This window comes from Delftia sp. WY8 (assembly GCF_018437695.1).
GTDB classification, from domain to species: Bacteria; Pseudomonadota; Gammaproteobacteria; order Burkholderiales; family Burkholderiaceae_C; genus Comamonas; species Comamonas tsuruhatensis.
This window is the reverse complement of record NZ_CP049795.1, coordinates 2,140,157-2,163,594: the sequence shown is the minus strand read 5'-3', so window position 1 is coordinate 2,163,594 and position 23,438 is coordinate 2,140,157. Positions and strand designations below refer to the sequence as shown.

The following is a 23,438-nucleotide window of genomic DNA, read 5'->3' as shown; positions in this document are numbered from 1 at the left end:
CTCAGGCCTGCACGCGGCGGCTCGCCGTCTCGGACGGGAGCTCGCCGAAGCGGCTGCGGTACTGGGCCGCGAAGTGGCCCAGGTGCAGGAAGCCGTATTTCTGCGCCACGTCGCGCACGCCGGAGCCGGCTGCGGCGCCCGGGCCCTTGGCTGCCTGGAGTTCGGCGCGCACCCGGTCCAGCCGCAGCTGGCGCAGGAAATCCATGGGCCCCATGCCTGCGTGCTGGCGGAAGGCGGCCTGCAGCGTGCGCGCGCTGCAGCCGGCCTCGCGGCAGACATCGGCCAGCGACAGGGGCTGGTCGGCATGGGCCTGCATGTACTCCTGGGCCTTGCGCACGCCGCGCGGCAGCAGGCTGCGCCGGCTGTCCCCGGCCAGTGCGCGGCTGTGGCTGTGCGTGGCCGACATCAGCAGGCTGGTCAGCAGGTATTCCTCCGCATGCCGGGCCAGCGCCTGTGTGGCCTGCAGGGCGTTGCCCGCATCCAGCGTGTGCCGCAGGCAGTCGATGAAATGCACCAGCGGTGCCAGCGCCGGCTGGTCCAGCGGCACGCCCAGATCGAACACCAGGGGCCGGCCTGCGGGCGCCTGCAGCAGCGCCTCCAGCCGCGCCACCAGGGCCGGGCGGGCCATGCGCACGATCAGGTGCGGGCTGTCGTCGGCCCAGCGCATGGACAGCGGCTCGGTCGGCGAGGGCAGGGAGGCCAGGCGCGGCGTGGCATCCACCTGCTGCGCGCCGCAGCGGATCTCGGCACTGCCGCGCAGGGGAATCTGCAGCAGGAAGAAGTCCCGCAGGTAGCCGGGCTCGATGTACACGCCGGGGCCGTACTGCACATAGTTCAAGCTGACGTTGCGGGAAAGCGGCGCGCTGTGGTGGCAGGCGTCCAGCTCGGCGCGCGGGCGCAGCATGCCCAGGCCATGCGGACAGAAGACGCGCGCCACGCTTTCGCGGGCCTCGTCCATGTCGTGGCTCTCGAAAAGCCGGTAGCGCTGCAGGGGCAGCGGTGTGTGCATGGCGTGTTCCATAGGCTGCGCAGAACGTAGCAAAAACCACCCGCTCCCACAATTCGGACCATTCCCCGGGAGCCGATTTCTGCGCGCCAGGGACAGTGCCTGCGCTTGCCGGATGCCTGCGCGGCCCGGGCCCCCGTAACGTGTGCTGCACAGGCCAGCCCGGCCTGGCATCCACACGGGAGAACAAGCGTTATGTTCAAGGGACTCGAAGGCAAAAGCGCCATCGTCACCGGCGGCTCCACCCTGATAGGCGCCGGCGTGGTGCGTGCGCTGCACGCGGCCGGCGTGAAGGTGGTCATTGCCGACATCGATGCCGACAACGGCCAGGTGCTGGCCGATGCGCTGGGCGAGGGCGCGCTTTTCGTGCGCACCGACATCACCGACGACGCCCAGGTCGCCGCCTGCGTGCAGCAGGCATGCAGCCGGCACGGCGGCGTGCACATCCTGGTCAACCTGGCCTGCTCGTATGTAGACGAAGGCCTGCAGTCGCCGCGCGCGGACTGGCTGGCCTCGTTCAACGTGAACGTGGCCAGCGCCGTGGCCATGCTGCAGGCCGTGCACCCGCACATGGTGGCCGCCGGTGGCGGGGCCGTGGTGAATTTCACCAGCATCTCTTCGGAAGCGGCGCAGACGGGTCGCTGGCTCTATCCGGCCAGCAAGGCGGCCATGAAGCAGCTCACGCGCAGCATGGCCATGGACCTGGCGGCCGATGGCATCCGCGTCAACAGCGTCTGCCCGGGCTGGACCTGGTCGGCGGTGATGGACCGGCTCAGTGGCGGCGACCGCGCCAAGACCGACCGCGTGGCCGCGCCCTTTCACCTGCTGGGCCGCGTGGGCGATCCGCACGAGGTGGCCCAGGTGGTGCTGTTCCTGTGCTCGGACCATGCCAGCTTCGTGACGGGGGCCGACTACGCGGTGGACGGCGGCTACGGCGCCATGGGGCCCGAGCGCGCCGTGGCCGCCATTCCCCAATTGATGGACTAGTACGCAGTACGGACACGGAGCCGCAAGGAGACAGCCATGAAGAAAATCGCCATCGTCGGAGCCGGCCAGTCGGGCCTGCAACTGGGCCTGGGCCTGCTGGCCGCGGGCCATCAGGTCACGATACTGAGCAACCGCACGGCGCAGGACATCGCCCAGGGCCGGGTCATGTCCAGCCAGTGCATGTTCGACAGCGCGCTGCAGATAGAGCGCGGCCTGAGCCTGGACCACTGGTCGCGCGAATGCCCGGTGGTCGAGGGCATCGGCCTGTGCGTGCCGCACCCTGGGCAACACGGCGAGAAAGCGGCCGACAAGGCCATCGACTGGGCGGCGCGGCTGAACGCGGGCGCGCAGTCCGTGGACCAGCGCCTGAAGATCCCCGCATGGATGGACGACTTCCGCCGCCAGGGCGGCGAGCTGGTGCTCAAGGACGCGGGCATCGCCGAGCTGGAGGAATGCACGCGCAGCCATGACCTGACCCTGGTCGCCAGCGGCAAGGGCGAGATATCGAGGCTGTTCGAGCGCGATGCCCACCGCTCGCGCTTCGACCAGCCCCAGCGCGCGCTGGCGCTGACCTATGTGACGGGCATGAAGCCGCGCGAGCCGTTCTCCGCCGTGTCCTTCAACCTTGTGCCGGGCGTGGGCGAGTATTTCGTGTTCCCGGCGCTGACGACCACGGGACCCTGCGAGATCATGGTGTTCGAGGGCGTGCCCGGCGGCCCCATGGACTGCTGGGGCGATGTGAAGACACCGGAGCAGCACCTGGAGCGCAGCCGCTGGATCCTCGACACCTTCGTGCCCTGGGAGGCCGAGCGCTGCCGCGACATTGCGCTGACCGATGACAACGGCATCCTCGCGGGCCGCTTCGCCCCCACGGTGCGCAAGCCCGTGGCCACGCTGCCGTCGGGGCGCAAGGTGCTGGGCATGGGCGACGTGGTGGTGCTCAACGACCCCATCACGGGCCAGGGCTCCAACAACGCGGCCAAGTGCGCCGACACCTATCTGCGCAGCATCCTGGCGCGCGGCAATGGCGGCGGCAATGGCGACGGAAATCGTGACGGCAATGGCGCATTCGACGCCGCCTGGATGCAGCAGACCTTCGACCGCTACTGGTTCGGCTATGCGCAATGGGTCACGCAGTGGACCAACATGCTGCTGGCGCCACCGCCACCCCATGTGCTCAAGCTGCTGGCCAGCGCGGGCACGCTGGCACCGCTGGCCAGCGCCTTTGCCAACGGCTTCGATGACCCGCGCACCTTCTTCCCCTGGTTCGCGGACGCGGGCGAGGCAGACCACTACATCGACAGCTGCGCGGCCATCGCCGCCATGGCAGCCGTCCCCGCCTAGCCGCAGAGGCCGCCATGAGCACATGCGAAACCCCGGCCGCCGCCACGGCCTGCTCCTTCGATCCGCGCGAGCTGCGCAAGGCCTTCGGCCAGTTCACCACGGGCGTGACCGTCATCACCACGCGCGCGCCGGACGGGCGGCGCGTGGGCATGACGGCCAACTCGTTCTCCTCGGTCTCGCTGGACCCGCCGCTGGTGCTGTGGAGCCTGGCGCGCCAGGCGCCCAGCGTCTGCGATTTCCAGGGCGCCAGCCACTTCGCCATCCACGTGCTGGCTGCGGACCAGCACCTTCTGTCGCGGCGCTTTTCCACGCCGCAGCAGGACAAGTTCGTCGGCCTGGACTGCGCGGAAGGCCCGGCCGGCGTGCCCCTGATCGATGGCGTGCTGGCCCGCTTCGTCTGCCGCAACGTCCGGCAATACGATGGCGGCGACCACCTCATCTTCATCGGCCAGGTCGAGCGCTGCGAACGCTTCGACGGCGAGCCCCTGGCCTTTCACGCGGGCTACTATCAGGTGACGGTGCGGCACCCCGAGTGCGTATGACGGGTCATGAAAAAAGCGGCACCGCAGCTTTCCCCACCCTTTGAAACGGAGACAACCCATGCAGCAGAAAGAACCCCCGGCAAGCCGCCATGTGCGCATCAACGCGCTGGACGGCAGCGGCAGCTTCAACGCCTACCTGGCCGTGCCGGCCTCGGGCAGCGGCCCCGGCCTGGTGCTGGCGCAGGAGATCTTCGGCGTCAACGCCACCATGCGCGAGGTGGCCGACTACTACGCCGAAGAAGGTTACGTGGTGCTGGTGCCCGACCTGTTCTGGCGCCAGCAGCCCGATGTGGAGCTGGGCTACACGCCGGCGGACTGGGAGCGCGCTTTCGGTTTCTACAAGGGATTCGACGAGGCCCTGGGCGTGCAGGACATCCAGGCCTGCCTGAACGCCTTGCGCCAGCGCCCCGAGGTCACGGACGGCAAGGCCGGCGTGCTGGGCTTTTGCCTGGGCGGCAAGCTGGCCTACCTGGCCGCCTGCCGCACCGATGCCGATGCGGTGGTCGGCTACTACGGCGTGGGCATCGAGGCGGCGCTGGACGAGGCCGAGCGCATCCGCTGCCCGCTCACCCTGCATGTGGCCGAGCTCGACGCCTTCTGCCCGCCCGAGGCGCGCCAGCGCATCGTCCAGGCGCTGGGCGGGCGTCCCGGCGTGGCCGTGCATGTCTATCCGGGCGTGGACCATGCCTTCGCGCGCAAGGGCGGCGACCATTTCCACCGGGCCTCGGCGCTGATGGCGCACGAGCGCAGCATTGCCACGCTCAAGTCCGCCATCGGCCCGCATTTCGACCTGGCCGCGCTGTGGGACAAGCACTGCGAGTACGAGTTCGCCACGCGCAACGTGGACGACACCATGGCCACCATGGTGGCCGAGCCCTATGTGAACCACATCCCCACCATGACCGGCGGCGTGGGCTTCAGCAACCTGCACGCGTTCTATACGAACCACTTCGTCAACAGCAATCCGCCCGACACGTCGCTGACGCCGATTTCACGCACGGTGGGGGCCTCGCAGGTGGTGGACGAGATGCTGTTCTGCTTCACGCACACCACCGAGATCCCGTGGATGCTGCCCGGCGTGCGGCCCACGGGGCGGCGCGTGGAGATCCCGCTGCTGGCCGTGGTCAAGTTCCGGGGAGACAAGCTCTACCACGAGCACATCTACTGGGACCAGGCCAGCGTGCTGGTGCAGGTGGGCCTGCTGGACCCGGCGCTGCTGCCCGTGGCGGGCGTGGAGACGGCCCGCAAGCTGCTGGACGAGACCCTGCCTTCCAACGAACTGCTCAAGCGTTGAGCGCGGCGCGGGCGCATGGGTTTCACCCTGCGCCCGCTGGCGGCCTGCAGGCCGCCAGGGCTCTCAGGGTTGTCACCAATGTTGATATGTCAACATTGGTGGATCATGCGGCCATCGCAATCGCCGTCGCCGCCCGGTTCCCTCCGCCCAATGCCCCGCCCACGCACATCCACGATCCCTGCCGCCGATGCCGCCACCGGCCCTGCACCGGACACGCAGGTCTGCAGCCAGACGCTGGCGCTGGAGGACTTCATCACCTTCCGCCTGGGCGCGCTGTCCAATGCGCTGCAGACCCAGGTGACGCGCCACTACATCGCGCCGGCATCGCCCGTGGGGCTGACCGAGTGGCGGCTCATGGGCCAGATCCAGCGCCATGGCGAGCTGCATGCCAGCGCGCTGTCGCGCCTGAGCCTGATGGACAAGGCCCAGATCAGCCGCGCGCTGCAGCCGCTGATCGACCGGGGCTGGGTGCTGCGCCGCGCCGATCCGCAGCACGCGCGGCGCCACCTGCTGCAGCTGAGCGAAGCTGGGCAGGCGCTCTTCGACGAGGTGCTGTCCCGCGCACGCCCCTACCAGGCGGCCCTGCTCAATGCCCTGACGGCCGATGAGCGCGCCATGCTGGACCGCATCCTGGACAAGCTGGGCCGTGCCTCCCAAGCGCTGGACCAAGGGCTGGACCAGGGGCTGGATGCCTGATTTCCCCACAAGCCACTGCACAACCCACCTCAAGACCCACCTCAGAACCCACCCCACGAGCCACACCATGAATTGCTCCATGCACCCTGAAGAGCGGGCCGCCCGCATCGAACTGGCCGCCTGCTACCGCGTCTTCGCCATGCTGGGCTGGGACGAACTGATCTACAACCACATCACGGTGCGCCTGCCCGACAGCGTGACGGGCGGTGAAAAGCAGTTCCTGATCAACCCCTTCGGCCTGCATTACGAAGAGGTCACGGCCAGCAACCTGGTACGCATCAATGTGCGCGGCGAGGTGCTGGACGGCTCGCGGCATCCGGTGAATCCGGCCGGCTTCGTGGTGCATGCGGCCATCCACGACGGGCTGCCGGGCGCGCACTGCGTGATGCACACGCACACCACCTCGGGCATGGGCGTGGCCTGCCTGGAGCAGGGCCTGTCGCAAAGCAACTTCTACAGCGCCCAGCTGCACGGCATGGTGGCCTACCATGACTTCGAGGGCATCACCATCCATGCCGACGAAGGGCCGCGCCTGCTGGCCAGCATCGGCCACCGCAAGGCCGTGATCCTGCGCAACCATGGCCTGCTCAGCTGGGGCAGCGACCTGCCCCAGGCCTTCGTGGTGCTGTGGACGCTGCAGCGCGCCTGCGACGTGCAGATGGCCACCCTGTCCATGGGCGCGCCGCGCATGGTCTCCGACGCCATGGCCCAGCGCTGCAACGAGGACTCGCTGACCTTCAACGCCAGCCACGGCGGTGCCCGCGATGTGTTCGACCACCTGGTGCGCCGCGTGAACCGGCGCGACAGCAGCTATCTCGATCTTTGAACCCGGAGCTTCCCGCGCATGACCATGGAACAGACAAGCATTTCATTCGACAAGGCCTGCATCTTCGGCGCCGGTGCCATCGGCGGCTGGATGGGCGCGGCCCTGGCCCGCGCCGGCTGCCAGCTCAGCGCCGTGGCGCGCGGCGCTGCACTGCAGGCCCTGCGCACCCAGGGCCTGACCCTGGTGCACGGCGAGCAGCGCGAGCACTTCGCGCTGCGTGCCGAACAGGACCCGGCCGCCCTGGGCGTGCAGGACCTGGTCATCATCTCCGTCAAGGCGCCGGGCATGCCCGATGTGGCCGAGCGCATCGCCCCGCTGATCGGCCCGCAGACCGTGGTGCTCACGGCCATGAACGGCGTGCCCTGGTGGTTCCTGCACGGCGGTGTCGATGCCAGCGTGCGCGGCAAGCAGCTGAAAGCCGTGGACCCTGAAGGCCGCATTGCGCAAGCCATCCCGCTGGGCCAGGTGCTGGGTTCGGTGGTCCATGCCAGCTGCTCCAACGATGCGCCCGGCGTGGTGCGCCGGCACTTCGGCAACAGCCTGATCCTGGGCGAGCCCCTGGCCACAGGGCCCGGCCAGCCGCCCACGCCGCGCCTGGCGGCACTGGCCCAACTGCTGCAGCGCGGCGGCATCGAGGCCAAGGTCTCCGACAACATCCAGCGCGACGCCTGGTACAAGCTCTGGGGCAACATGACCGTCAACCCCGTCAGCGCGCTGACGGGCGCCACCTCGGACCGCATCCTGGGCGACGACCTGGTGCGCGGCCTGATCACGCGCGTGATGCTGGAGGCCAAGGAGATCGGCGCGCGCATCGGCCTGCCCATCAACGAATCGCCCGAAGACCGCCATGCGGTCACGCTCAAGCTGGGCGCCTTCAAGACCTCCATGCTGCAGGACGTGGAAGCGGGCAAGCCCGTGGAACTCGATGCCCTGGTGGGCGCGGTGCGCGAAATGGGCCAGCTGTGCGGCGTGGACACCCCGTTCACCGATGCGCTGCTGGGCCTGGCGCGGCTGCAGGCGCGGCAAAAGGGGCTGATGGCCTGACGCCGCAAGGGCCAGTACCGGCCTGCAGCACGCAACCGTAGACTACGCCTCCATGACTTCCGCCAAGAACCCCGCCTCGCCCTGGTCCACGCTGTGCGTGGTGGCCACCACCGTCCCCAGTGCCGAGGAGGCCGCCCATCTGGCGCGCAGCCTGGTGCAGCAGCAGGCCGCGGCCTGCGTGCAGGTGGAGGCCATCACCTCGCACTACGTGTGGGACGGCGAGATGCACGCCACGCCCGAGTGGCGGCTGGTCTGCAAGACCCTGCCCGACGTGCTGGAGCGCCTGGCCCGGCTGCTGCGCGCCGGGCACAGCTACAGCGTGCCGCAGATCACCATGCGCACCGAGCGCTGCATGGCCGACTATGCGCAGTGGCTGCGCTCCCAGGTCTCGACCCGGGACGTGGTGGACGCTGCAGAAAGGGCCCCCGCGCCCCGCATCACTGCGGCGTGACGTTGGCGGCCTTGATCACGGGCACCCAGGTCGCTGTCTCCTTGCGGATCAGCTCGCCGAAGGCGCTGCCCGTGACCACCCAGGGCTCGATCCCCTGCAGGTCCAGTTGCCTGACCACGGCCGGCGTGCTGAAGATCTCCTGAATATCCTTCTCCAGCTGCTTGAGCACGGCCGGTGGCGTCTTCTTTGGCGCCATCACGCCGTACCAGGACGAGATGGCAATGCCCGGCACGCCCGCCTGGGCCAGCGTGGGCACATCAGGCAGGTACTTGCTGCGCGCCGGGTCGGTCACGGCCAGCGCGCGCAGCTTGCCCGACTGCACATGCGGCAGCAGCGCGGGCACATTGCCCACGATCATCGGCACCGTGCCGCCCAGCACATCGTTGAGGCCGGGCGCCGTGCCCTTGTAGGCCACGTGCAGGATGTCGGCGCCGGTCTGCTGCTTGAACAGCTCACCGGCCAGATGCAGGCTGGAGCCCACGCCGGGCGAGGCATAGCTGATGGTGGCCGGCCTGGCCTTGGACAGGGCTACCAGCTCCTGCACCGTTTTGGCGGGCACGCCGGGGTGCACGGCGATCACATTGGCCGCCTTGGCCAGCGAGGCCACGGGCGCGAAGTCCGTCTCCACGCTGTAGCCGGGCCTGGCCAGCAGCGTGGGATTGATGGTCAGGTTGCCCTGGGGCACGACCAGCAGCGTATGGCCGTCCGCCGCGGCACGCTTGACCATGTCGATGCCGATATTGCCGTTGGCCCCGGGCTTGTTCTCCACCACCGAAGTCTGCCTGTAGCGCTCGGCCAATCCCGTGGACAGCAGGCGGGCCAGCGCATCGACCGGGCCGCCGGGCGGAAAGGGCGCGACGATGGTGAAAGGCTTGGCAGCCAGCTGCTGCTGGGCGGCGGCATCCTGGGCCAGGGCGCTCTGGCATGCGGCTGCTGCCAGCAGGGCGGCAGCGCCGAGCAAGGTGGGGGCTTTCATGGGGAACTCCGGGGAACAAGGCAAGGCAGGTACAAGCAAAAGAAATGCCTGAGGGCTATCGATTGTTTCTTGTATAAAACAACGTTCTTCTTATAAATCAATGCAAAGCATAAAACCTGCGGCTTGATTCGAATCAAGGGAAAACCCTTGCCTGCATGCCTGCGTGCCTGCGTGCCTGGGCCTTCGCTGCGCTCGCATGCCCATGAAAAAAGGAGCGCAGCGCGCTCCTTTGGGTGGTGGTGTGCCGGGTGGCCTCAGGACAGCAGCGCCTGCGCGAATTCCCGGGCGTTGAAGGTCTCCAGGTCTTCGACCTTTTCGCCCACGCCGATGAAGTACACGGGGATCGGTCGTTCCTGGGCAATGGCGGCCAGCACGCCGCCCTTGGCCGTGCCGTCGAGCTTGGTGACGATCAGGCCCGTGAGCTGCAGTGCATCGTCAAAGGCGCGCACCTGGGCCAGCGCGTTCTGGCCGGTGTTGCCGTCGATGACCAGCAGCACCTCGTGCGGTGCCGTGGCATCGGCCTTGGTGACCACGCGGCGGATCTTGCGCAGCTCTTCCATCAGGTGCAGCTGGGTGGGCAGGCGGCCCGCCGTGTCCACCAGCACCACATCCTTCTTGCGGGCGCGGCCGGCGGTGACGGCATCAAAGCTCACGGCTGCAGGATCACCGCCTTCCTGGCTGACGATCTCCACCGTGTTGCGGTTGGCCCAGACGCCGAGCTGCTCGCGCGCGGCGGCGCGGAAGGTGTCGGCGGCAGCCAGCAGCACGCTCTGGCCTTCGTCGGCCAGATGCTTGGTCAGCTTGCCGATGGAGGTGGTCTTGCCTGCGCCGTTGACGCCAGCGACCATGACCACGGTAGGCTGGTGCTCGCCGATGATCAGCGGCTTTTCCAGCGGGCGCAGCAGGTCGGCCAGTGCATCGGCCAGCAACGCCTTGACGGCGGCGGGGTCGGTGGCCTTGGCTTCCTTGACGCGGCGGCGCAGGTCGGTGAGCAGGTGCTCGGTGGCCTTGACGCCGGTGTCGGCCATCAGCAGGGCGTCTTCCAGCTCTTCGTACAGCGCATCGTTGATCTGCGTGCCGGTGAAGACCGTGGCGATGCTGCTGCCGGTCTTGCGCAGTCCGGCCTTGAGGCGCTGCATCCAGTTCTGGCGGCTGGCGCCTTCGGCTTCGGGCTTGGCCGTGGGCTCGGGTGCGGCAATGAAGTCGGCAGGCGCGAGCGTGGAAGCAGCAGCAGTGGGTGCAGCGGGTGCGGCAGGCGGGGCGGCATCGCCCTTGCCGCCGCCGAAGGGCTTGCGCCACCAGGCGCTGCCGGTGTCGGCTGCGGCCGGTGGGGCAGGCGTGCCAGGGGGCAGGTCTGGGGCGCGGTCCTGCGGCGGGGTTGCGGGAATGCCGGCCTCTTCAGGCGCGGCGCTGCTGTCCGCCGGGGAAATCTCGGCGGAGGAGGGGGTGGGCTTTTTCTTGAAAAAACTGAACATCGGCAGGTTCTTAGAATCACAGCATTCTATGAAACATGCACTCACCCTCCTGGGCTTAATGGCCTGCATGGGCACCGGGGCTGCTTTGGCAGCCCCGGATGCATCCTCTTCCTCCCCTTCGTCACTGCTGCAGACGGTGGCCAGCCAGGCCGCAGGCGGCCAGCGGTCCGCCACAGCAGCGCAGCAATTCACCCTGAAGAACGGCATGCAGCTCATCGTGCAGCCCGACCGGCGCGCGCCCACGGCCGTGCACATGGTCTGGGTGCGCGTGGGCGCCATCGACGAGGTGGACGGCACCTCGGGCGTGGCCCATGCGCTTGAGCACATGATGTTCAAGGGCTCGCGCAAGGTGGCGCCCGGCGAGTTCTCGCGCCGGGTGGCGGCCCTGGGCGGCCAGGAGAACGCTTTCACCAGCCGCGACTACACGGGCTACTACCAGCAGATTCCGTCCAGCCGGCTGGAAGACGTGATGAAGCTCGAATCCGACCGCTTCGCCAACAACCACTGGCCCGACAGCGAGTTCAAGAAGGAGATCGAGGTCATCAAGGAAGAGCGCCGCATGCGCACCGAGGACCAGCCGCGCGCCGTGCTCATGGAGCAACTGATGGCGGCGACCTTCATGGCCTCGCCCTACCACCGGCCCGTGATCGGCTGGATGAGCGATCTGGACGCCCTGACGCCCGGCGACGTGCGCGATTTCCACAGCCGCTGGTATGTGCCCGGCAATGCCACCGTCGTCATTGCCGGTGATGTGGACGTTGCCAAGGTCCGCGCCTGGGCCGAGAAGTACTACGGCAGCATTCCCGCACGCGCCGTGCCGGTGCGCAAGCCGCGCACCGAGCCTGCGCAGATCGGCATCCGCCGCATCGAGGTCAAGCAGCCGGCCGAGCAGGCCCTGGTGGCCCTGGCCTTCCGTGCGCCCTCGCTGACGCGCGTCAGCGATCTGCAGGCCGATGACCGCGATGCGCTGGCGCTGCTGGTGCTCTCGGCCGTGCTCGACGGCTATGACGGCGCCCGCCTGGAGCGGGCCCTGGTCCAGGGCGAAGGCCGCGTGGCCGACGGCGCGGGCAGCTCCATGTCGCTCATGAGCCGCGGCCCCGGCCTGTTCATGCTGACGGGCGTGCCCGCCACCGGCAAGACTGCGGCCGAGGTCGAGGCCGCGCTGCGCGCCGAAGTGGCCAAGGTCGCCAGGGACGGCGTCGAGCCTGCCGAACTGGAGCGCGTGAAGACGCAATGGATGGCCTCCAATGTCTATGAGCGCGACTCGGTCATGGGCCAGGCCCAGAGCCTGGGCAATTACTGGATACAGGGCATGCCGCTGGATGCGGAAGACCAGTTGCTGGCCCAGCTTCGCACCATCACGCCCGATGACGTCAAGCGCGTGGCGGCCAAGTACTTTGGCGATGACCAGCTCACGGTGGGCACCCTGGTGCCGCAGCCCCTGCCTGAAGGCGGCAAGCCCCGCCGCACCGACGCGGGTGCAGGCATTGGCGGACCCCTGCATTGATGCCCCCGAAGCACGCTGGAGTGAAGATGAAGAACATGAAAAAGATGGTGGCCAGCTCCGTGCTGGCAAGCGTGGGCCTGGGCTTTGGCGCCACGTCCGCATGGGCCTTGCTGCCCATCCAGCACTGGACCCAGCCCAGCGGGGCGCAGGTCTGGCTGGTGGACAGCCCGGGCATTCCCATGGTCGATGTGCAGATGGATTTCGACGCCGGCAGCCGGCGCGATCCCGCCAACCAGGTCGGCCTGGCCAGCGCCGTGGCGCTGATGGCGTCCAAGGGCGTCACGGCCCAGGGCAGCGCGCCTGCTCTCGATGAAAACGGCCTGGGCCAGGCCTGGGCCGATCTGGGTGCCAGCTTTGGCGCCCAGGCGGGCCGCGACAGCTTCAGCTATGGGCTGCGCTCCCTGACCGAGCCTGCGCTGCTGCAGCGCGCCGTGGCCCTGGCCGCGCGCCAGATCGCCAGCCCCAGCTGGCCGCAGGATGTGTGGCTGCGCGAGCGCGAGCGCTGGACTGCGGCCATCAAGGAATCGGACACGCGCCCCGGAACGGTGGCCGGCAAGGCCCTGAGCCAGGGCGTGTTCGGCACCCACCCCTACGGTGCGCGTGCCACGGCCGAGAGCCTGTCGCGCATCGACCTGTCGGACATGCAGTCCTTCCACCGCCGGCTGATCGCCGCCTGCCGTGCCAAGGTCAGCATCGTCGGCGCCGTCAGCCGCGAGCAGGCCGACCAGCTGGTGCAGCAATTGCTGGCTCCGCTGCAGGCGGCCCAGGGCCAGGACGCCAGTGCCTGCGCTCCGCTGCCCGACGTGCCCAAGGTGCAGGCGCTCAAGGCGCCGGTCAACGAGAACATCCCCTTCGCCTCGGCCCAGGCGCAGGTGCTGATCGCCCAGCCCGGCATTGCACGCAACAGCCCGGACTTCATGGCCGTGCTCGTGGGCAACCACATCCTGGGCGGCGGCGGCTTCACCTCGCGGCTGACCGAGGAAGTGCGCGAAAAGCGCGGCCTGAGCTACAGCGTCTACAGCGACTTCTCGCCAGGCCTGGACGCGGGGGCCTTCACGATCGCCCTGCAGACACGCCCCGACCAGGCGGCCGAGGCCTTGAAGGTGTCGCAGGACACGCTGCGCCGCTTTGTCGCCGACGGCCCGACCGAGAAGGAGCTCAAGGCTGCCAAGGACAATCTGATCGGCGGCTTTGCGCTGCGCATAGACAGCAACCGCAAGCTGCTGGGCAATGTGGCCAACATCGCCTGGAACGGCCTGCCGCTGGACTATCTGGAGCACTGGACCGAGCGCGTGCAGGCGCTGACCGTGCGTGATGTGCGCGAGGCCATGCAGCGCATGCTGCAGCCCGATCGCATGGTGACCGTCGTCGTGGGAGGCAAGCAATGAGCCGCAACAGCATCAAACTGCATACCCCTGCCGGCAAGCGCTGGCTGGAAAAGGCCACGGCCGAGGCCGCGGCGCCCAAGGCGCCTGCCGCAGCACCGGCCGCAAAGGCAAAGGCGGGCAAGCCGGCACCCTCGGGTGCGGGCGAGGTCCGCATCATCGGCGGCCAGTGGCGCCGCACGCGTCTGCCCGTGGCGCAGCGCCCGGGCCTGCGCCCCACGCCGGACCGCGTGCGCGAGACCCTGTTCAACTGGCTGGGCCAGGACCTGACGGGCTGGCACTGCCTGGACGCCTTCGCGGGCACGGGTGCGCTGGGCTTCGAGGCCGCATCGCGCGGCGCGACCAGCGTGCTGATGAACGAGCAGGACGCCGCCCTGGTGCTGCAGCTGCAGCGCCTGCGCGAGCGCCTGGACGCCCAGTCCGTGCGCGTGCTGCGCGGCGATGGCATCGGCTGCCTGCGCCAGGTGGCGCCGGGCACGCTGGACCTGGTGCTGATCGATCCGCCGTTCGACCATGCCGAGCTGTTCGAGCCTGCGCTGAAGGCCGCTGCGCTGGCCGTCTCCGCCCAGGGCTATGTCTATCTGGAGGCGCCCCAGGCCTGGACCGAGGAGCAACTGGCCGAGGCTGGCGGCCTGCAGCTGTTCCGCCATCTCAAGGCGGGTGCCGTCCACGCCCATCTGCTGCGCAAGGCCGCGCAGGACGAGTAGGCTGGCGCCGCAGCCGTGTTCCAGCGCAGGAATGCGGCTGTCGCGCAGCCGACGGGCCATGCTGCAGTGCAATGCATAATGCGCCATCCGTGCCGGACCAGGGCACGCGCAGCCAAGGAAAGTGAACGCCATGAGCCACGACGTGATTGCCGTCTACCCCGGAACCTTCGATCCGATCACGCTGGGCCACGAAGACGTGGTGCGCCGTGCGACCCAGCTGTTCAGCCACGTCATCGTGGCCGTGGCGGCCGGCCACCACAAGAAGACCATGTTCAATCTCGAGGAACGCATGGAGATGGTGCGCGAGGCCGTGTCCATCTATCCCCATGTCCAGGTCGAGAGCTTTCATGGCCTGCTGCGCGACTTCGTGGTCGAGCGCGGCGGCAAGGCCATGGTGCGCGGCCTGCGTGCGGTCACCGACTTCGACTACGAGTTTCAGCTTGCCGGCATGAACCGCACGCTGATGCCCGAGGTGGAAACCGTCTTCCTCACGCCCAGCGACCGCTACCAGTTCATCAGCAGCACCTTCGTGCGCGAGATCGCCACGCTGGATGGCGAGATCGACAAGTTCGTCTCGCCCAACGTGCGCACGCGACTGCTTGAGAAGGTGCAGGCCAATCGCGCTCCTTGAGAGAGGGAGGCCGGCCAGGTGCCTTGGCCCGCCCCCATGACGAGTTCACGATATCAGGCGCTCTGCGTGGCGGCACTTGCATTCACGGCCGCATGCACGAATTCCAGCTTGCGCCGCGCGCCCATTGAAAGAGCGAACGGATAGGCATCCCCGTGGCCCAGGCTGCGGTTGAGGCTGTTGGTCAGCAGCGTCAGCGGCACCCACTGGTCCAGCATGGTGCCGAAGTCCGGCCGGGCAGGGACCGCGAACGGGTCCTGCACGCACAGCGCGGCCGGCGTTCCCATGCCCGCCGCCGTGCCTGCGCCTCCTGGCAAGGTGATGCAGGTGCCATAGCTGGCCGCAGTCTCCAGCAGATCCACCATGTGCAGGTAGTGGGCCCAGCTTTCGGCCCAGTCTTCCCACGGGTGGGAGGTGGCATAGGCGCTGACGAAGTTGTCGCGCCACTGCCCATCCAGCGGGCTGCGTGCGTAGTAGTTCTGCAGGGCCTGGGCATAGTCCTGGCGCTCGTCGCCGAACAGGCGGCGGAATTCCTCGAGACGGCCCGCGCCCACCACCAGCCTGTCCCAGAAGAAGTGGCCGGACTCATGGCGCAGGTGGCCCACCAGCGTCCGGTAGGGCTCGTGCAGCGCCTGGCGGCGCCGGGCACGCTCGGCATCGTCGGCCTCCACCACGTTCAGCGTGATGGTGCCGTTGGCATGGCCGGTCATCACCGGCGCCTGCCCGGGCAGGTCGGCCAGCAGTTCGAAGCGCGGCCCGTCCTCTCCAGGCCTGGGGCCCAGGCCCAGGCGGGCCAGCGTATAGAACAGCTGGCGCTTGGCCGCCTCGATCTTGGTCCAGCGCAAGGCATTGGCCGGGTCTGACAGATCGGGCAGCCAGCGTGTCTGGCGGCAGGATTCGCACAGCGCGTGGGGGTCGTCGGCGGGCAGGGCGAAGTTGCACTGGCCCACAGGTCCCCGGTGGCTGCACATCTTGTAGAGGCGGCCTGGCGGCTTGCCTGCGCCCAGGGAGGACAGGCTCTCCCACAGCGCGCTGTCCCGCGCGCCGGAAACCGGTCGCAGGCAGGCCACATGCAGTCGCTCTGGCAGGAAGGCCAGGGTGGCGCCGCAGTGCACGCATTGAACGCTGTCGAAGAAAACCGGGTGGCCGCAGGCATCGCAGTTGAAAACTCGCATGTCGGTCACTTTACGCCGTATGCCCTGGCGCCATGAAAAATGATTCCCATGTCGCCCTGGCGCTGCAAGGTCAGATTCCCCCAAGGGTGGTTTTCACCGGGGTGGCCCTGCAATGAAAAAAGGCCGGATGACACCGGCCTTTCGATGGCCCCATGGGGGCCTGCATCAGGGGCGAACCACGATGCTGTTGCGCACTTCGCGCACGTTCTTGGTGGTGCGTGCGATCTCGGCAGCGCGGGCCTTTTCCGACTCCGACTTGGCAAAGCCCGACAGTTGCACCGTGCCGTTCAGGGTCTCGACACTGATGGAGGTGGCCGAGACGCTCTTGTCCTCTGCCATCTTGGCCTTCACGGCAGTGGTGATGCCGGCGTCATCCACATACGAACCCACGGTCTGCTGGTCGCGGGCCACGGAGCAGGCGGTGGTGCCGAGCACGGTGGCGCCGGCGACGAGAGCGAAAGCGATGGCACGGGTGTACTTTTGCATGGTCAGTTCTTTCTTGGACAAGAAATTGAGGGAAACGGTAGTCGAGGGAACTCGGGGGGCTGGGCTGCAGCTCACTTGCGCGAGCGGGAACTCATGAAGAACGCGGTGGCCAGGGCTGCGCCCGTGGCTGCTGCCAGCAGCATGGAGCGGCCAGGCTGCTCGATGACGTAGCGCGTGGTGGCTTCCGTGGCAGATTGCAGCTGGCGGCGGGCGCGGTCGGAGCTGTCGGCGCAGAAGTTGATTCCGCGCGTGGCCAGTTCCTGGGCACGTGCCGCGAGGTCGTCGATGACGGGATTCAGTTCACGCTCGATGGACTTCACGCCTTCCTCGGCCTTGTCCAGAGCATTTGCTGCAGTGCGGCGCGTGGTGTTGACGGCTTCCTTGGCAGTGTCTGCTACGTCCTGGGCAACGTCCTTGGCGGTATCGGCGGCTTTGTTCACGGCTTTCTCGGCTTGGCTCATTGGTTCTATCTCCTCAAAACTTGCATGAATGGGAAAGGCGGTCGGGCTGCCGGGCTGGCTGCCCGCCGGAGGCGGGCTTGGGCTGGCAGGTGGCTGAAGGCGGCGCCGCCGCTACTTCTTGATCAGGCTCATCACAAAGGTGACTACAGCCATGATCACGAAAATATAGAACAGGATCTTGGCGATGCCTACAGCACCTGCCGCAATTCCGCCAAAGCCGAAGATGGCGGCGACGAGAGCGATCACGAAAAACACGATGGCGTAGTGCAGCATGTAGAACTCCTTGGTTGTTCGTTGCCAAGAAACGGCATCTGGCTGTCAGGAGCCGAGTGCTGTTCCCATGCGATTGACTGTACCGAGCCGCCCGAGGCCGGATTGACGGTGCCCGGCGTGGCATGGCGTCAGGGTTAGGCAGGGGGTGGGTGTAGGAAAAGCGCCGGCCCGCAGCGCGCATCAAGAAAAACCCCTGCCAGGGCGGTGCCGGGCAGGGGTTGTGCGTGCAGGCGAGGCGTCGTGGTCAGGCGGATGCCGGGCTCAGCGGAATGACGGCGGAGATGGCCGTGCCCTTGCCCAGTTCGGAGGAGACGGTCAGCCGCCCGCCTGCCGCCTCCACGCGATGGCGCATGCCGGCCAGCCCGTGGGAGTTGGGGCGCATGGCCGAGGTCTCGAAGCCCTCGCCATCGTCCTGGATCTGCACCGTCACATAGGTCGGGTAGTTGTGCACGGAGACCAGTACGTGGCTGGCCTTGGCGTATTTGCCGATATTGGTCAGCGACTCCTGCACGATGCGGTAGACCGTGAGCTGGGTCGACTCCGGCAGCTCCACCTGCTCCAGGTTCGCTGTGACCTCGATGCCGCTGCGTTCGCCGAATTCGCGTGCCAGGATTTCCAGCGCCGTGGTCAGGCCCAGGTTGGACAGTGACGAAGGACGCAGGTCCTCGATGATGCGGCGCTTGAGGGCAATGCCGCTGTTGAGCGTCTCCACCAGATGGCTGACGCGCTCTCCCACGTCGGGGGCGCTGAGGTCGATCTTGGATTTGAGCCGGGCCACATCGAGCTTGGCCGCCGTCAGCAGCGAGCCCAGTTCATCGTGCAGCTCGCGCGCCAGGTGGCCGCGCTCATCCTCGCGCACCTGCTGCAAGTGGTTGGCCAGCTCCGTCAGCGTGGCCGTGCGTTCGCGCACCAGGGCTTCAAGGCGGTTGCGCTCGTCACGCTGGATTTCCTGCTCGCGCTGATGGGCCTGCTGCAGCGCGTGGGCCTGGCGCAGGTACATGAAAAAGCCCAGCACGCCCAGCGCGGTCACCGTGGCAATGCCTATGCGCGACAGCGACAGCGTGTGCTCGATATCCTGCAGGTTCTTGGCCGAGCGCTCGTCTATGCCTGACAGCAGCTTGCCTGTGTAGTCCCGGATGGCATCCATGTTCTCCATGCCCACGTCCGTGAACATGACGAAGCGCCAGGCTTCCTCGTTGCCCTGGCGGTACAGGCGCAGGCTCAACTCCATCTCGCTCATCTTGCGCTCGACCTGGCGGGCCAGCGGCGTGAAGATGGCCAGTTCCTGGGGGTCGTAGATGAAGATCTGGCGCAACTCGTCCATGTTGTAGTTGATGGCCGTGATCGCCTTGCTGTAGGGCTCCAGGTAGCGCTCCTCCCCCGTGAGCAGGTAGCCGCGCAGGCCGGTCTCGGCATCGAGCATCAACCGCAGCAGTTGGCTGATTTCCGAGCGGGTCGCCTGGGTCTGGGTCATGGCCTCCAGCGCCTTGGTCGAGCGCTTGTAGCTGGCCTCGTTAATGCTGACAAGCAGCACGGCCGCAACGATGGCAAATGCCAGGCTGATCGCAATTCTTCGGAAATTTATCCAACGCATAAGCATCCTCTCACCTACAAGATCTTCGCCGATATTCTGCATAATTCGTGTTATCGGCAGCCGGAGCAGTTCCTGCCCCGGCCGTTACCATATATTGTTTGCACGACCGGCGTTCCTGCTGGTCCCCCGAAAAAGAGGTATTCATGATCAGAATCGGCATTGTGGACGACCATGCAATTGTGCGCTCGGGTCTGCGTCAGTTTCTCTCGGAACATGTGGACCTGCGTGTAGTCGGTGAGGCCGCCAATGGCCGTGAGGCCATCGACCTGGTCCGAGCCCACGAGATCGACGTGCTGCTGATGGACCTGTCCATGCCCGGGCAAAGCGGCATCGATGCGCTGGCCATGCTGCGGGCCAAGGCCCCGGACATGGGCATCCTGATCCTGAGCGGATATCCCGAGGAGCACTACGCGATCAACCTGATCCGCCAGGGCGCCAGCGGCTACCTGAACAAGGAATGCGATCCCCAGGAGATTGCCGAGGCCATCCGCACCGTGGCCCTGGGCCGCCGCTATCTGACGCCCGCCGTGGCCGACCTGCTGGCCCAGCAGCTCAACCGCAAGGACGATGCCCCGGCCCATGAACAGCTGTCCGAGCGTGAGTTCCAGGTCTTCCTCAAACTCGCGCGCGGCGAAACGGCAGGTGATATTGCGAAATCGCTCTCGCTGAGCGTGAAGACGGTCAGTACCTATCGCACGCGGCTTATGGAGAAAATGGGATTGTCATCCAACAGCGATCTCACGTATTACGCGCTGAAAAACCGGCTGATCGACTGATTTCCAGTCAATAGAAAATACGGGCTGCACGATTATCAAGTCGTGCAGCCTTTTTCTTTGATGGAGAGTAAAAATGCCGTGTTTTGGGTTCAGGCTGTTTTGAGTTGATTGAGCGATGCGGCGTCGATATTCATGCAATAGTCCATGAGTGCATCGATCTCATTGGACTTGTCGAAGACCGCATCCACGCCGAGCTGGGCGCAGCGGCTGCGGATGTCAGGGGTGGCGTAGTTGCTGAGCACCACGATCTTCTGGTGCGGCTGGCGCTCGCGGCAGGCGGTGAGCACACCCAGGCCGCTGCCCTGGCGCAGGAACAGGTCGACGATGGCCAGATCCCATGCGTCGGGGTTCTGCTGAAGCCAGTCCGTCCCCGCGCTTTCCGTCTCGGCGATGCCCACGGCCTCGACATCGGCGAGTTCCTCGAGCGTGGCGATCAGGTTCTCGCGGATCGTAGGGTTGTCTTCAACAAGATAGGTGCGCAATTTCACGGCTGTATCCAATAGGGACGCGGATGGCAATCGGAGTCCGGCGGAACCCGACCTTCATTGTCCTGCGCGACAGCGGGCGATTGTGCCAGTGGGGGATCGGCCTGGAAGTCAGCCGATTCCTACGCCTTGTTGCCGCAAACGGGACAGTCCGGCACACGGGTGGTTTGCATGCTACTCCAATCGAGGCTGCGGCTGTCGAACATGGTCAGGCGGTTTGTTGCAGGCGTGCCAAAACCCGCGATCAGCTTGAGGGCTTCGGCCGCCTGCAGCGTGCCCATGACGCCGACCACGGGGGCGAAGACGCCCATGGTCGAGCACTGCACTTCCTCGAACTGCGCCTCCGGCGGGAACACGCAGGCATAGCAGGCGCAGTTCTCGTCGCGTGGGTCCATCACCATGAGCTGGCCGTCCAGGCGGATGGCCGCCCCCGCCACCAGGGGTACCTTGTGCCGCACGCAGGCCGCGTTGATCATGTGGCGCGTGCGGTAGTTGTCCGTGCAGTCCAGCACCACCGTGGCTTGGGGCACGAGGTCGTCGAGCAGGGCATCGTCTGCGCGCTGCTGGCGGCAATCAATGCGGATGCCGGGGTTGATGGCATGCACGGCCGTGCGTATGGATTGCACCTTGGGCTGGCCCACGCGATCGGTGGTGTGGGCAATCTGGCGCTGCAGGTTGGTCATGTCCACGGCATCGTCGTCCACCAGGGTGATGCGGCCGATGCCGGCCGAGCCCAGGTACAGCGAGGCAGGCGCGCCCAGGCCGCCTGCGCCGATGATGAGCACATGCGCTGCCAGGATGCGCTCCTGGCCTTCGATGCCGATCTCGTCCAGCAGGATGTGGCGCGAGTAGCGCAGCAGTTGATCGTCGTTCATTCGCGTCTCCAGACGTGAAAAAGCCGGGCGCGGGCCCGGCTTGGTGGGAGCGCGGACCCGGTCCGCGCTCTTCAGTTTTCCTTCTTTTCGGGCTCGCGCTCGGTCAGGGTCTTGCTGACCATGACGGGCTGGCCCTTGAGGCGGTTGAGCGCCTGCTGCAGCTGGAAGTCCTTTTCGGTGCCGAACTCGGGCAGGCGACGCTCGGCCAGGGGCTTCTTGGCCTCTTCCTCCAGGCGCTTGCGGGCTTCCTCGCGGGCCTTCTCGCGTACTTCGTCCTTGACTTCGGCGCCCTGTCCGCTGGACAGGTGCTTTTCCAGGTCGGCCTCGCGCATGCGCAGGGCAGCGAACAGATCGCCTTCAGGGGTCTCGTCCACCATCACGTCAGGAACGATGCCCTTGGCCTGGATGGATTTGCCGCTGGGCGTGTAGTAGCGGGCCGTGGTCAGCTTCAGCCCCGTGTCGGGACCCAGTGGGCGAACGGTCTGCACCGAGCCCTTGCCGAAGGTCTGGCTGCCCATGATGACCGCACGCTTGTGGTCCTGCAGGGCGCCGGCCACGATTTCGCTGGCCGAGGCCGAGCCTTCGTTGACCAGCACCACCAGTGGCAGCTTCTTGAGCGAGGCGGGCAGGCGCTGCAGCGGGTCTCCCATGCCGCGGCGGGCATAGAAGCTGGGCGAGGCCTTGTAGGTTTCCTTGCTCTCGGCCAGCTGGCCGTTGGTGGACACCACGGTCACATCGGGCGGCAGGAAGGCTGCCGAGATGGCGACGGCCGCGTCCAGCAGGCCGCCCGGGTCGTTGCGCAGGTCCAGAACCAGGCCCTTCATGTTGGGTTCCTGCTTGTACAGCTCTTCGACCTTGCGCACGAAGTCGTCCACCGTGCGTTCCTGGAACTGACTCAGACGGATCCAGCCGTAGCCGGGCTCGATGACCTTGCCCTTGACGGATTGCGTCTTGATTTCCTCGCGCGTGATGGTCACGGGGAAGCTGCGGCTTTCATCCTTGCGCAGGATGGTCAGCTGCACCTTGGTGTTGGGCTCGCCGCGCATGCGCTTGACGGCGTCGTTGAGCGACAGCCCCTTGACGGCCGTGTCGTCGATCTTGGTGATCAGGTCGCCGGTCTTGAGGCCGGCGCGGAAGGCGGGGGAGCCTTCGATGGGCGAGACGACCTTGATCAGGCCGTCTTCCTGCGTGATCTCGATGCCTACGCCGACGAAACGGCCCGAGGTGCCCTCGCGGAATTCCTTGTAGGACTTCTTGTCGAAGTACTGCGAATGCGGATCGAGGCTGGACACCATGCCGGAGATGGCATCGGTGATCAGCTTCTTGTCGTCGACCGACTCGACATAGTCGGTCTTGATCAGGCCGAAGACGGCGGACAGCTGCTGGATCTCTTCCAGCGGCAGCGGGGTCATGGCACCGCGGGCCACGGTCTGCAAGGAAACCGTGGTCAGTGCTCCGGCGATTACGCCTACGGAAACCCAGCCGGCAATTTTGATTTTCTGGCCCATATCACCCCTTTAACCGCGTCAATATACACCCGCTTGGAAAGGCAAGCGCCCGCGTGGTTCCCTAAAAACGGCGCAGCAAGCGCAATTTCCGTAGCAGGCGCTCACCTCAGGCGGGTCAGGCTCAAGCCTTGCCCTGTGCGGCCACGGCGGCTGCCGCCTTGGCGGCAGCCTCGGCATCGCCCAGGTAGTAGTGGCGAATGGGCTTGAGATCGGCATCCAGCTCATAGACCAGCGGAATGCCATTGGGCACGTTGACGCCGACGATGGCGTCATCCGAGATGCCGTCCAGGTACTTGATCAGCGCGCGGATGGAGTTGCCATGCGCGGCAACCACGACGCGCTTGCCGGACAGGATGGCGGGCGCGATGGACTCGTTCCAGAACGGCAGCACGCGGGCGACCGTGTCCTTCAGGCATTCGGTCAGCGGCACCTGGCTGGGGTCCAGCTGGGCGTAGCGTACGTCGCTGCGCTCGCTGCGCGGGTCCTGGGGCTCCAGGGCCGGCGGGGGCGTGTCGTAGCTGCGGCGCCAGACCAGCACCTGGGCGTCGCCGTATTGCTTGGCCATGTCGGCCTTGTTCAGTCCCTGCAGGCCGCCGTAGTGGCGCTCGTTCAGGCGCCAGCTGTGCTGCACGGGCAGCCAGGTGCGGTCCATTTCGTCCAGCGTGTGCCACAGCGTGCGCGTGGCGCGCTTGAGCACGCTGGTGAAGGCCAGGTCGAAGTCGTAGCCTTCGGCCTTGAGCAGGCGGCCGGCGTTCTTGGCCTGTTCGACGCCGGTGGCGGTCAGGTCCACATCGGTCCAGCCGGTGAAGCGGTTTTCGAGGTTCCAGGTGGATTCACCGTGGCGGATCAGCACGAGCTTGTACATGGCGGCTTTCTAAGTCTCTCGATGCGACAAAGCTGGGCTGTCGCGGGGGCAAAAGCCAGCATTCTAGAATTG

25 protein-coding genes are annotated in these 23,438 nt (G+C 67.1%); 13 read left to right on the top strand and 12 right to left on the bottom strand.

All coding sequences use genetic code 11. The features are described 5' to 3' along the window. Window position 1 precedes the first annotated feature (1 nt). Window positions 2–1,009 carry an AraC family transcriptional regulator gene (locus G4D77_RS09935; RefSeq protein ID WP_154835414.1) on the bottom strand — a complete coding sequence of 336 codons (1,008 nt, stop codon included), beginning with the start codon at window positions 1,007–1,009 and terminating at the stop codon, window positions 2–4. A 192-nt stretch (window positions 1,010–1,201) separates the two neighbouring features. Between G4D77_RS09935 and G4D77_RS09930 the strand changes: the two genes are divergently transcribed. From G4D77_RS09930 to cutA, 8 genes are all read left to right on the top strand, one after another. Then, window positions 1,202–1,993 (top strand): SDR family oxidoreductase, encoded by a 792-nt coding sequence (locus G4D77_RS09930; RefSeq protein ID WP_012203717.1) that lies wholly within the window; start codon window positions 1,202–1,204, stop codon window positions 1,991–1,993. A 36-nt stretch (window positions 1,994–2,029) separates the two neighbouring features. Beyond that, on the top strand, window positions 2,030–3,337 hold the full coding sequence (locus tag G4D77_RS09925; protein ID WP_154835413.1) for a styrene monooxygenase/indole monooxygenase family protein: 1,308 nt from the start codon (window positions 2,030–2,032) through the stop codon (window positions 3,335–3,337). A gap of 14 nt (window positions 3,338–3,351) precedes the next feature. Then, a complete protein-coding gene (locus tag G4D77_RS09920; RefSeq protein WP_154835411.1) occupies window positions 3,352–3,879 on the top strand; it encodes a flavin reductase family protein in 528 nt (175 codons plus the stop codon). Between the two features lie 58 nt (window positions 3,880–3,937). Next, complete coding sequence (locus G4D77_RS09915; RefSeq protein ID WP_016449084.1) at window positions 3,938–5,173, top strand: dienelactone hydrolase family protein; 1,236 nt, start codon at window positions 3,938–3,940, stop codon at window positions 5,171–5,173. A 150-nt stretch (window positions 5,174–5,323) separates the two neighbouring features. Beyond that, complete coding sequence (locus G4D77_RS09910) at window positions 5,324–5,869, top strand: MarR family winged helix-turn-helix transcriptional regulator (protein ID WP_016454136.1); 546 nt, start codon at window positions 5,324–5,326, stop codon at window positions 5,867–5,869. Window positions 5,870–5,936: 67 nt separating this feature from the next. Beyond that, the gene (locus G4D77_RS09905) at window positions 5,937–6,695 is read left to right on the top strand and encodes a class II aldolase/adducin family protein (protein WP_016449082.1); all 759 of its coding nucleotides are present in this window, start codon (window positions 5,937–5,939) and stop codon (window positions 6,693–6,695) included. A gap of 18 nt (window positions 6,696–6,713) precedes the next feature. Continuing rightward, window positions 6,714–7,739, top strand: coding sequence for a 2-dehydropantoate 2-reductase (locus G4D77_RS09900; protein WP_017404218.1), 1,026 nt, complete (start codon window positions 6,714–6,716; stop codon window positions 7,737–7,739). A gap of 52 nt (window positions 7,740–7,791) precedes the next feature. Beyond that, window positions 7,792–8,190, top strand: coding sequence for a divalent-cation tolerance protein CutA (gene cutA, locus G4D77_RS09895; RefSeq protein WP_154835409.1), 399 nt, complete (start codon window positions 7,792–7,794; stop codon window positions 8,188–8,190). On the opposite strand, the gene G4D77_RS09890 is transcribed toward cutA, so the two are convergent. Further along, a complete protein-coding gene (locus G4D77_RS09890) occupies window positions 8,177–9,166 on the bottom strand; it encodes a Bug family tripartite tricarboxylate transporter substrate binding protein (RefSeq protein WP_154835407.1) in 990 nt (329 codons plus the stop codon). The genes cutA and G4D77_RS09890 overlap by 14 nt on opposite strands. 254 nt (window positions 9,167–9,420) lie before the next feature. Further along, window positions 9,421–10,641: a signal recognition particle-docking protein FtsY gene (gene ftsY / locus G4D77_RS09885; RefSeq protein WP_016449076.1), complete on the bottom strand. Its 1,221-nt coding sequence runs from the start codon at window positions 10,639–10,641 to the stop codon at window positions 9,421–9,423. A gap of 28 nt (window positions 10,642–10,669) precedes the next feature. On the opposite strand from ftsY, the gene G4D77_RS09880 reads away from it, so the two are divergent. The 4 genes from G4D77_RS09880 (at window position 10,670) to coaD (ending at window position 14,871) form a co-directional block, all read left to right on the top strand. Then, complete coding sequence (locus G4D77_RS09880; protein ID WP_026062084.1) at window positions 10,670–12,148, top strand: M16 family metallopeptidase; 1,479 nt, start codon at window positions 10,670–10,672, stop codon at window positions 12,146–12,148. A 26-nt stretch (window positions 12,149–12,174) separates the two neighbouring features. Beyond that, window positions 12,175–13,536 (top strand): M16 family metallopeptidase, encoded by a 1,362-nt coding sequence (locus G4D77_RS09875; protein WP_046985885.1) that lies wholly within the window; start codon window positions 12,175–12,177, stop codon window positions 13,534–13,536. Continuing rightward, on the top strand, window positions 13,533–14,240 hold the full coding sequence (rsmD, locus tag G4D77_RS09870; protein WP_016449073.1) for a 16S rRNA (guanine(966)-N(2))-methyltransferase RsmD: 708 nt from the start codon (window positions 13,533–13,535) through the stop codon (window positions 14,238–14,240). Before G4D77_RS09875 ends, rsmD begins: the two co-directional genes overlap by 4 nt. A 130-nt stretch (window positions 14,241–14,370) precedes the next feature. Continuing rightward, window positions 14,371–14,871, top strand: coding sequence for a pantetheine-phosphate adenylyltransferase (coaD, locus tag G4D77_RS09865; RefSeq protein ID WP_016449072.1), 501 nt, complete (start codon window positions 14,371–14,373; stop codon window positions 14,869–14,871). A 53-nt stretch (window positions 14,872–14,924) separates the two neighbouring features. On the opposite strand, the gene G4D77_RS09860 is transcribed toward coaD, so the two are convergent. The 5 genes from G4D77_RS09860 to G4D77_RS09840 all read right to left on the bottom strand — a co-directional run bounded on the left by G4D77_RS09860 (window position 14,925) and on the right by G4D77_RS09840 (window position 18,857). Then, window positions 14,925–16,043 (bottom strand): zinc-binding metallopeptidase family protein, encoded by a 1,119-nt coding sequence (locus G4D77_RS09860; RefSeq protein WP_047217964.1) that lies wholly within the window; start codon window positions 16,041–16,043, stop codon window positions 14,925–14,927. Window positions 16,044–16,208: 165 nt separating this feature from the next. Continuing rightward, on the bottom strand, window positions 16,209–16,529 hold the full coding sequence (locus G4D77_RS09855) for a BON domain-containing protein (protein WP_012203732.1): 321 nt from the start codon (window positions 16,527–16,529) through the stop codon (window positions 16,209–16,211). A gap of 71 nt (window positions 16,530–16,600) precedes the next feature. After that, window positions 16,601–16,990, bottom strand: coding sequence for a hypothetical protein (locus tag G4D77_RS09850; RefSeq protein ID WP_016449070.1), 390 nt, complete (start codon window positions 16,988–16,990; stop codon window positions 16,601–16,603). Window positions 16,991–17,101: 111 nt separating this feature from the next. Further along, on the bottom strand, window positions 17,102–17,263 hold the full coding sequence (locus G4D77_RS09845) for a DUF1328 domain-containing protein (RefSeq protein WP_013803930.1): 162 nt from the start codon (window positions 17,261–17,263) through the stop codon (window positions 17,102–17,104). A 244-nt stretch (window positions 17,264–17,507) separates the two neighbouring features. Further along, a complete protein-coding gene (locus tag G4D77_RS09840) occupies window positions 17,508–18,857 on the bottom strand; it encodes a sensor histidine kinase (RefSeq protein ID WP_016449069.1) in 1,350 nt (449 codons plus the stop codon). A gap of 143 nt (window positions 18,858–19,000) precedes the next feature. Between G4D77_RS09840 and G4D77_RS09835 the strand changes: the two genes are divergently transcribed. Further along, window positions 19,001–19,633: a response regulator gene (locus G4D77_RS09835; RefSeq protein WP_012203736.1), complete on the top strand. Its 633-nt coding sequence runs from the start codon at window positions 19,001–19,003 to the stop codon at window positions 19,631–19,633. An 89-nt stretch (window positions 19,634–19,722) separates the two neighbouring features. Here G4D77_RS09835 and G4D77_RS09830 read toward each other — a convergent pair whose 3' ends face one another. From G4D77_RS09830 to gpmA, 4 genes are all read right to left on the bottom strand, one after another. Further along, window positions 19,723–20,121 carry a response regulator gene (locus tag G4D77_RS09830; RefSeq protein ID WP_013803928.1) on the bottom strand — a complete coding sequence of 133 codons (399 nt, stop codon included), beginning with the start codon at window positions 20,119–20,121 and terminating at the stop codon, window positions 19,723–19,725. A gap of 119 nt (window positions 20,122–20,240) precedes the next feature. Next, window positions 20,241–20,993, bottom strand: a complete 753-nt coding sequence (locus G4D77_RS09825; RefSeq protein ID WP_043791138.1) for a HesA/MoeB/ThiF family protein — start codon at window positions 20,991–20,993, stop codon at window positions 20,241–20,243. A 71-nt stretch (window positions 20,994–21,064) separates the two neighbouring features. Then, complete coding sequence (locus tag G4D77_RS09820; RefSeq protein ID WP_016449067.1) at window positions 21,065–22,501, bottom strand: S41 family peptidase; 1,437 nt, start codon at window positions 22,499–22,501, stop codon at window positions 21,065–21,067. A gap of 121 nt (window positions 22,502–22,622) precedes the next feature. After that, the gene (gpmA, locus tag G4D77_RS09815) at window positions 22,623–23,366 is read right to left on the bottom strand and encodes a 2,3-diphosphoglycerate-dependent phosphoglycerate mutase (RefSeq protein ID WP_016449066.1); all 744 of its coding nucleotides are present in this window, start codon (window positions 23,364–23,366) and stop codon (window positions 22,623–22,625) included. Window positions 23,367–23,438: the final 72 nt, after the last annotated feature.

Coding starts and splice junctions, on each gene's coding strand:
- G4D77_RS09935 (WP_154835414.1), bottom strand. CDS start 1,009: ATGCACACACCGCTGCCCCTGCAGCGCTACCGGCTTTTCGAGAGCCAC.
- G4D77_RS09930 (WP_012203717.1), top strand. CDS start 1,202: ATGTTCAAGGGACTCGAAGGCAAAAGCGCCATCGTCACCGGCGGCTCC.
- G4D77_RS09925 (WP_154835413.1), top strand. CDS start 2,030: ATGAAGAAAATCGCCATCGTCGGAGCCGGCCAGTCGGGCCTGCAACTG.
- G4D77_RS09920 (WP_154835411.1), top strand. CDS start 3,352: ATGAGCACATGCGAAACCCCGGCCGCCGCCACGGCCTGCTCCTTCGAT.
- G4D77_RS09915 (WP_016449084.1), top strand. CDS start 3,938: ATGCAGCAGAAAGAACCCCCGGCAAGCCGCCATGTGCGCATCAACGCG.
- G4D77_RS09910 (WP_016454136.1), top strand. CDS start 5,324: ATGCCCCGCCCACGCACATCCACGATCCCTGCCGCCGATGCCGCCACC.
- G4D77_RS09905 (WP_016449082.1), top strand. CDS start 5,937: ATGAATTGCTCCATGCACCCTGAAGAGCGGGCCGCCCGCATCGAACTG.
- G4D77_RS09900 (WP_017404218.1), top strand. CDS start 6,714: ATGACCATGGAACAGACAAGCATTTCATTCGACAAGGCCTGCATCTTC.
- cutA (WP_154835409.1), top strand. CDS start 7,792: ATGACTTCCGCCAAGAACCCCGCCTCGCCCTGGTCCACGCTGTGCGTG.
- G4D77_RS09890 (WP_154835407.1), bottom strand. CDS start 9,166: ATGAAAGCCCCCACCTTGCTCGGCGCTGCCGCCCTGCTGGCAGCAGCC.
- ftsY (WP_016449076.1), bottom strand. CDS start 10,641: ATGTTCAGTTTTTTCAAGAAAAAGCCCACCCCCTCCTCCGCCGAGATT.
- G4D77_RS09880 (WP_026062084.1), top strand. CDS start 10,670: ATGAAACATGCACTCACCCTCCTGGGCTTAATGGCCTGCATGGGCACC.
- G4D77_RS09875 (WP_046985885.1), top strand. CDS start 12,175: ATGAAGAACATGAAAAAGATGGTGGCCAGCTCCGTGCTGGCAAGCGTG.
- rsmD (WP_016449073.1), top strand. CDS start 13,533: ATGAGCCGCAACAGCATCAAACTGCATACCCCTGCCGGCAAGCGCTGG.
- coaD (WP_016449072.1), top strand. CDS start 14,371: ATGAGCCACGACGTGATTGCCGTCTACCCCGGAACCTTCGATCCGATC.
- G4D77_RS09860 (WP_047217964.1), bottom strand. CDS start 16,043: ATGCGAGTTTTCAACTGCGATGCCTGCGGCCACCCGGTTTTCTTCGAC.
- G4D77_RS09855 (WP_012203732.1), bottom strand. CDS start 16,529: ATGCAAAAGTACACCCGTGCCATCGCTTTCGCTCTCGTCGCCGGCGCC.
- G4D77_RS09850 (WP_016449070.1), bottom strand. CDS start 16,990: ATGAGCCAAGCCGAGAAAGCCGTGAACAAAGCCGCCGATACCGCCAAG.
- G4D77_RS09845 (WP_013803930.1), bottom strand. CDS start 17,263: ATGCTGCACTACGCCATCGTGTTTTTCGTGATCGCTCTCGTCGCCGCC.
- G4D77_RS09840 (WP_016449069.1), bottom strand. CDS start 18,857: ATGCGTTGGATAAATTTCCGAAGAATTGCGATCAGCCTGGCATTTGCC.
- G4D77_RS09835 (WP_012203736.1), top strand. CDS start 19,001: ATGATCAGAATCGGCATTGTGGACGACCATGCAATTGTGCGCTCGGGT.
- G4D77_RS09825 (WP_043791138.1), bottom strand. CDS start 20,993: ATGAACGACGATCAACTGCTGCGCTACTCGCGCCACATCCTGCTGGAC.
- G4D77_RS09820 (WP_016449067.1), bottom strand. CDS start 22,501: ATGGGCCAGAAAATCAAAATTGCCGGCTGGGTTTCCGTAGGCGTAATC.
- gpmA (WP_016449066.1), bottom strand. CDS start 23,366: ATGTACAAGCTCGTGCTGATCCGCCACGGTGAATCCACCTGGAACCTC.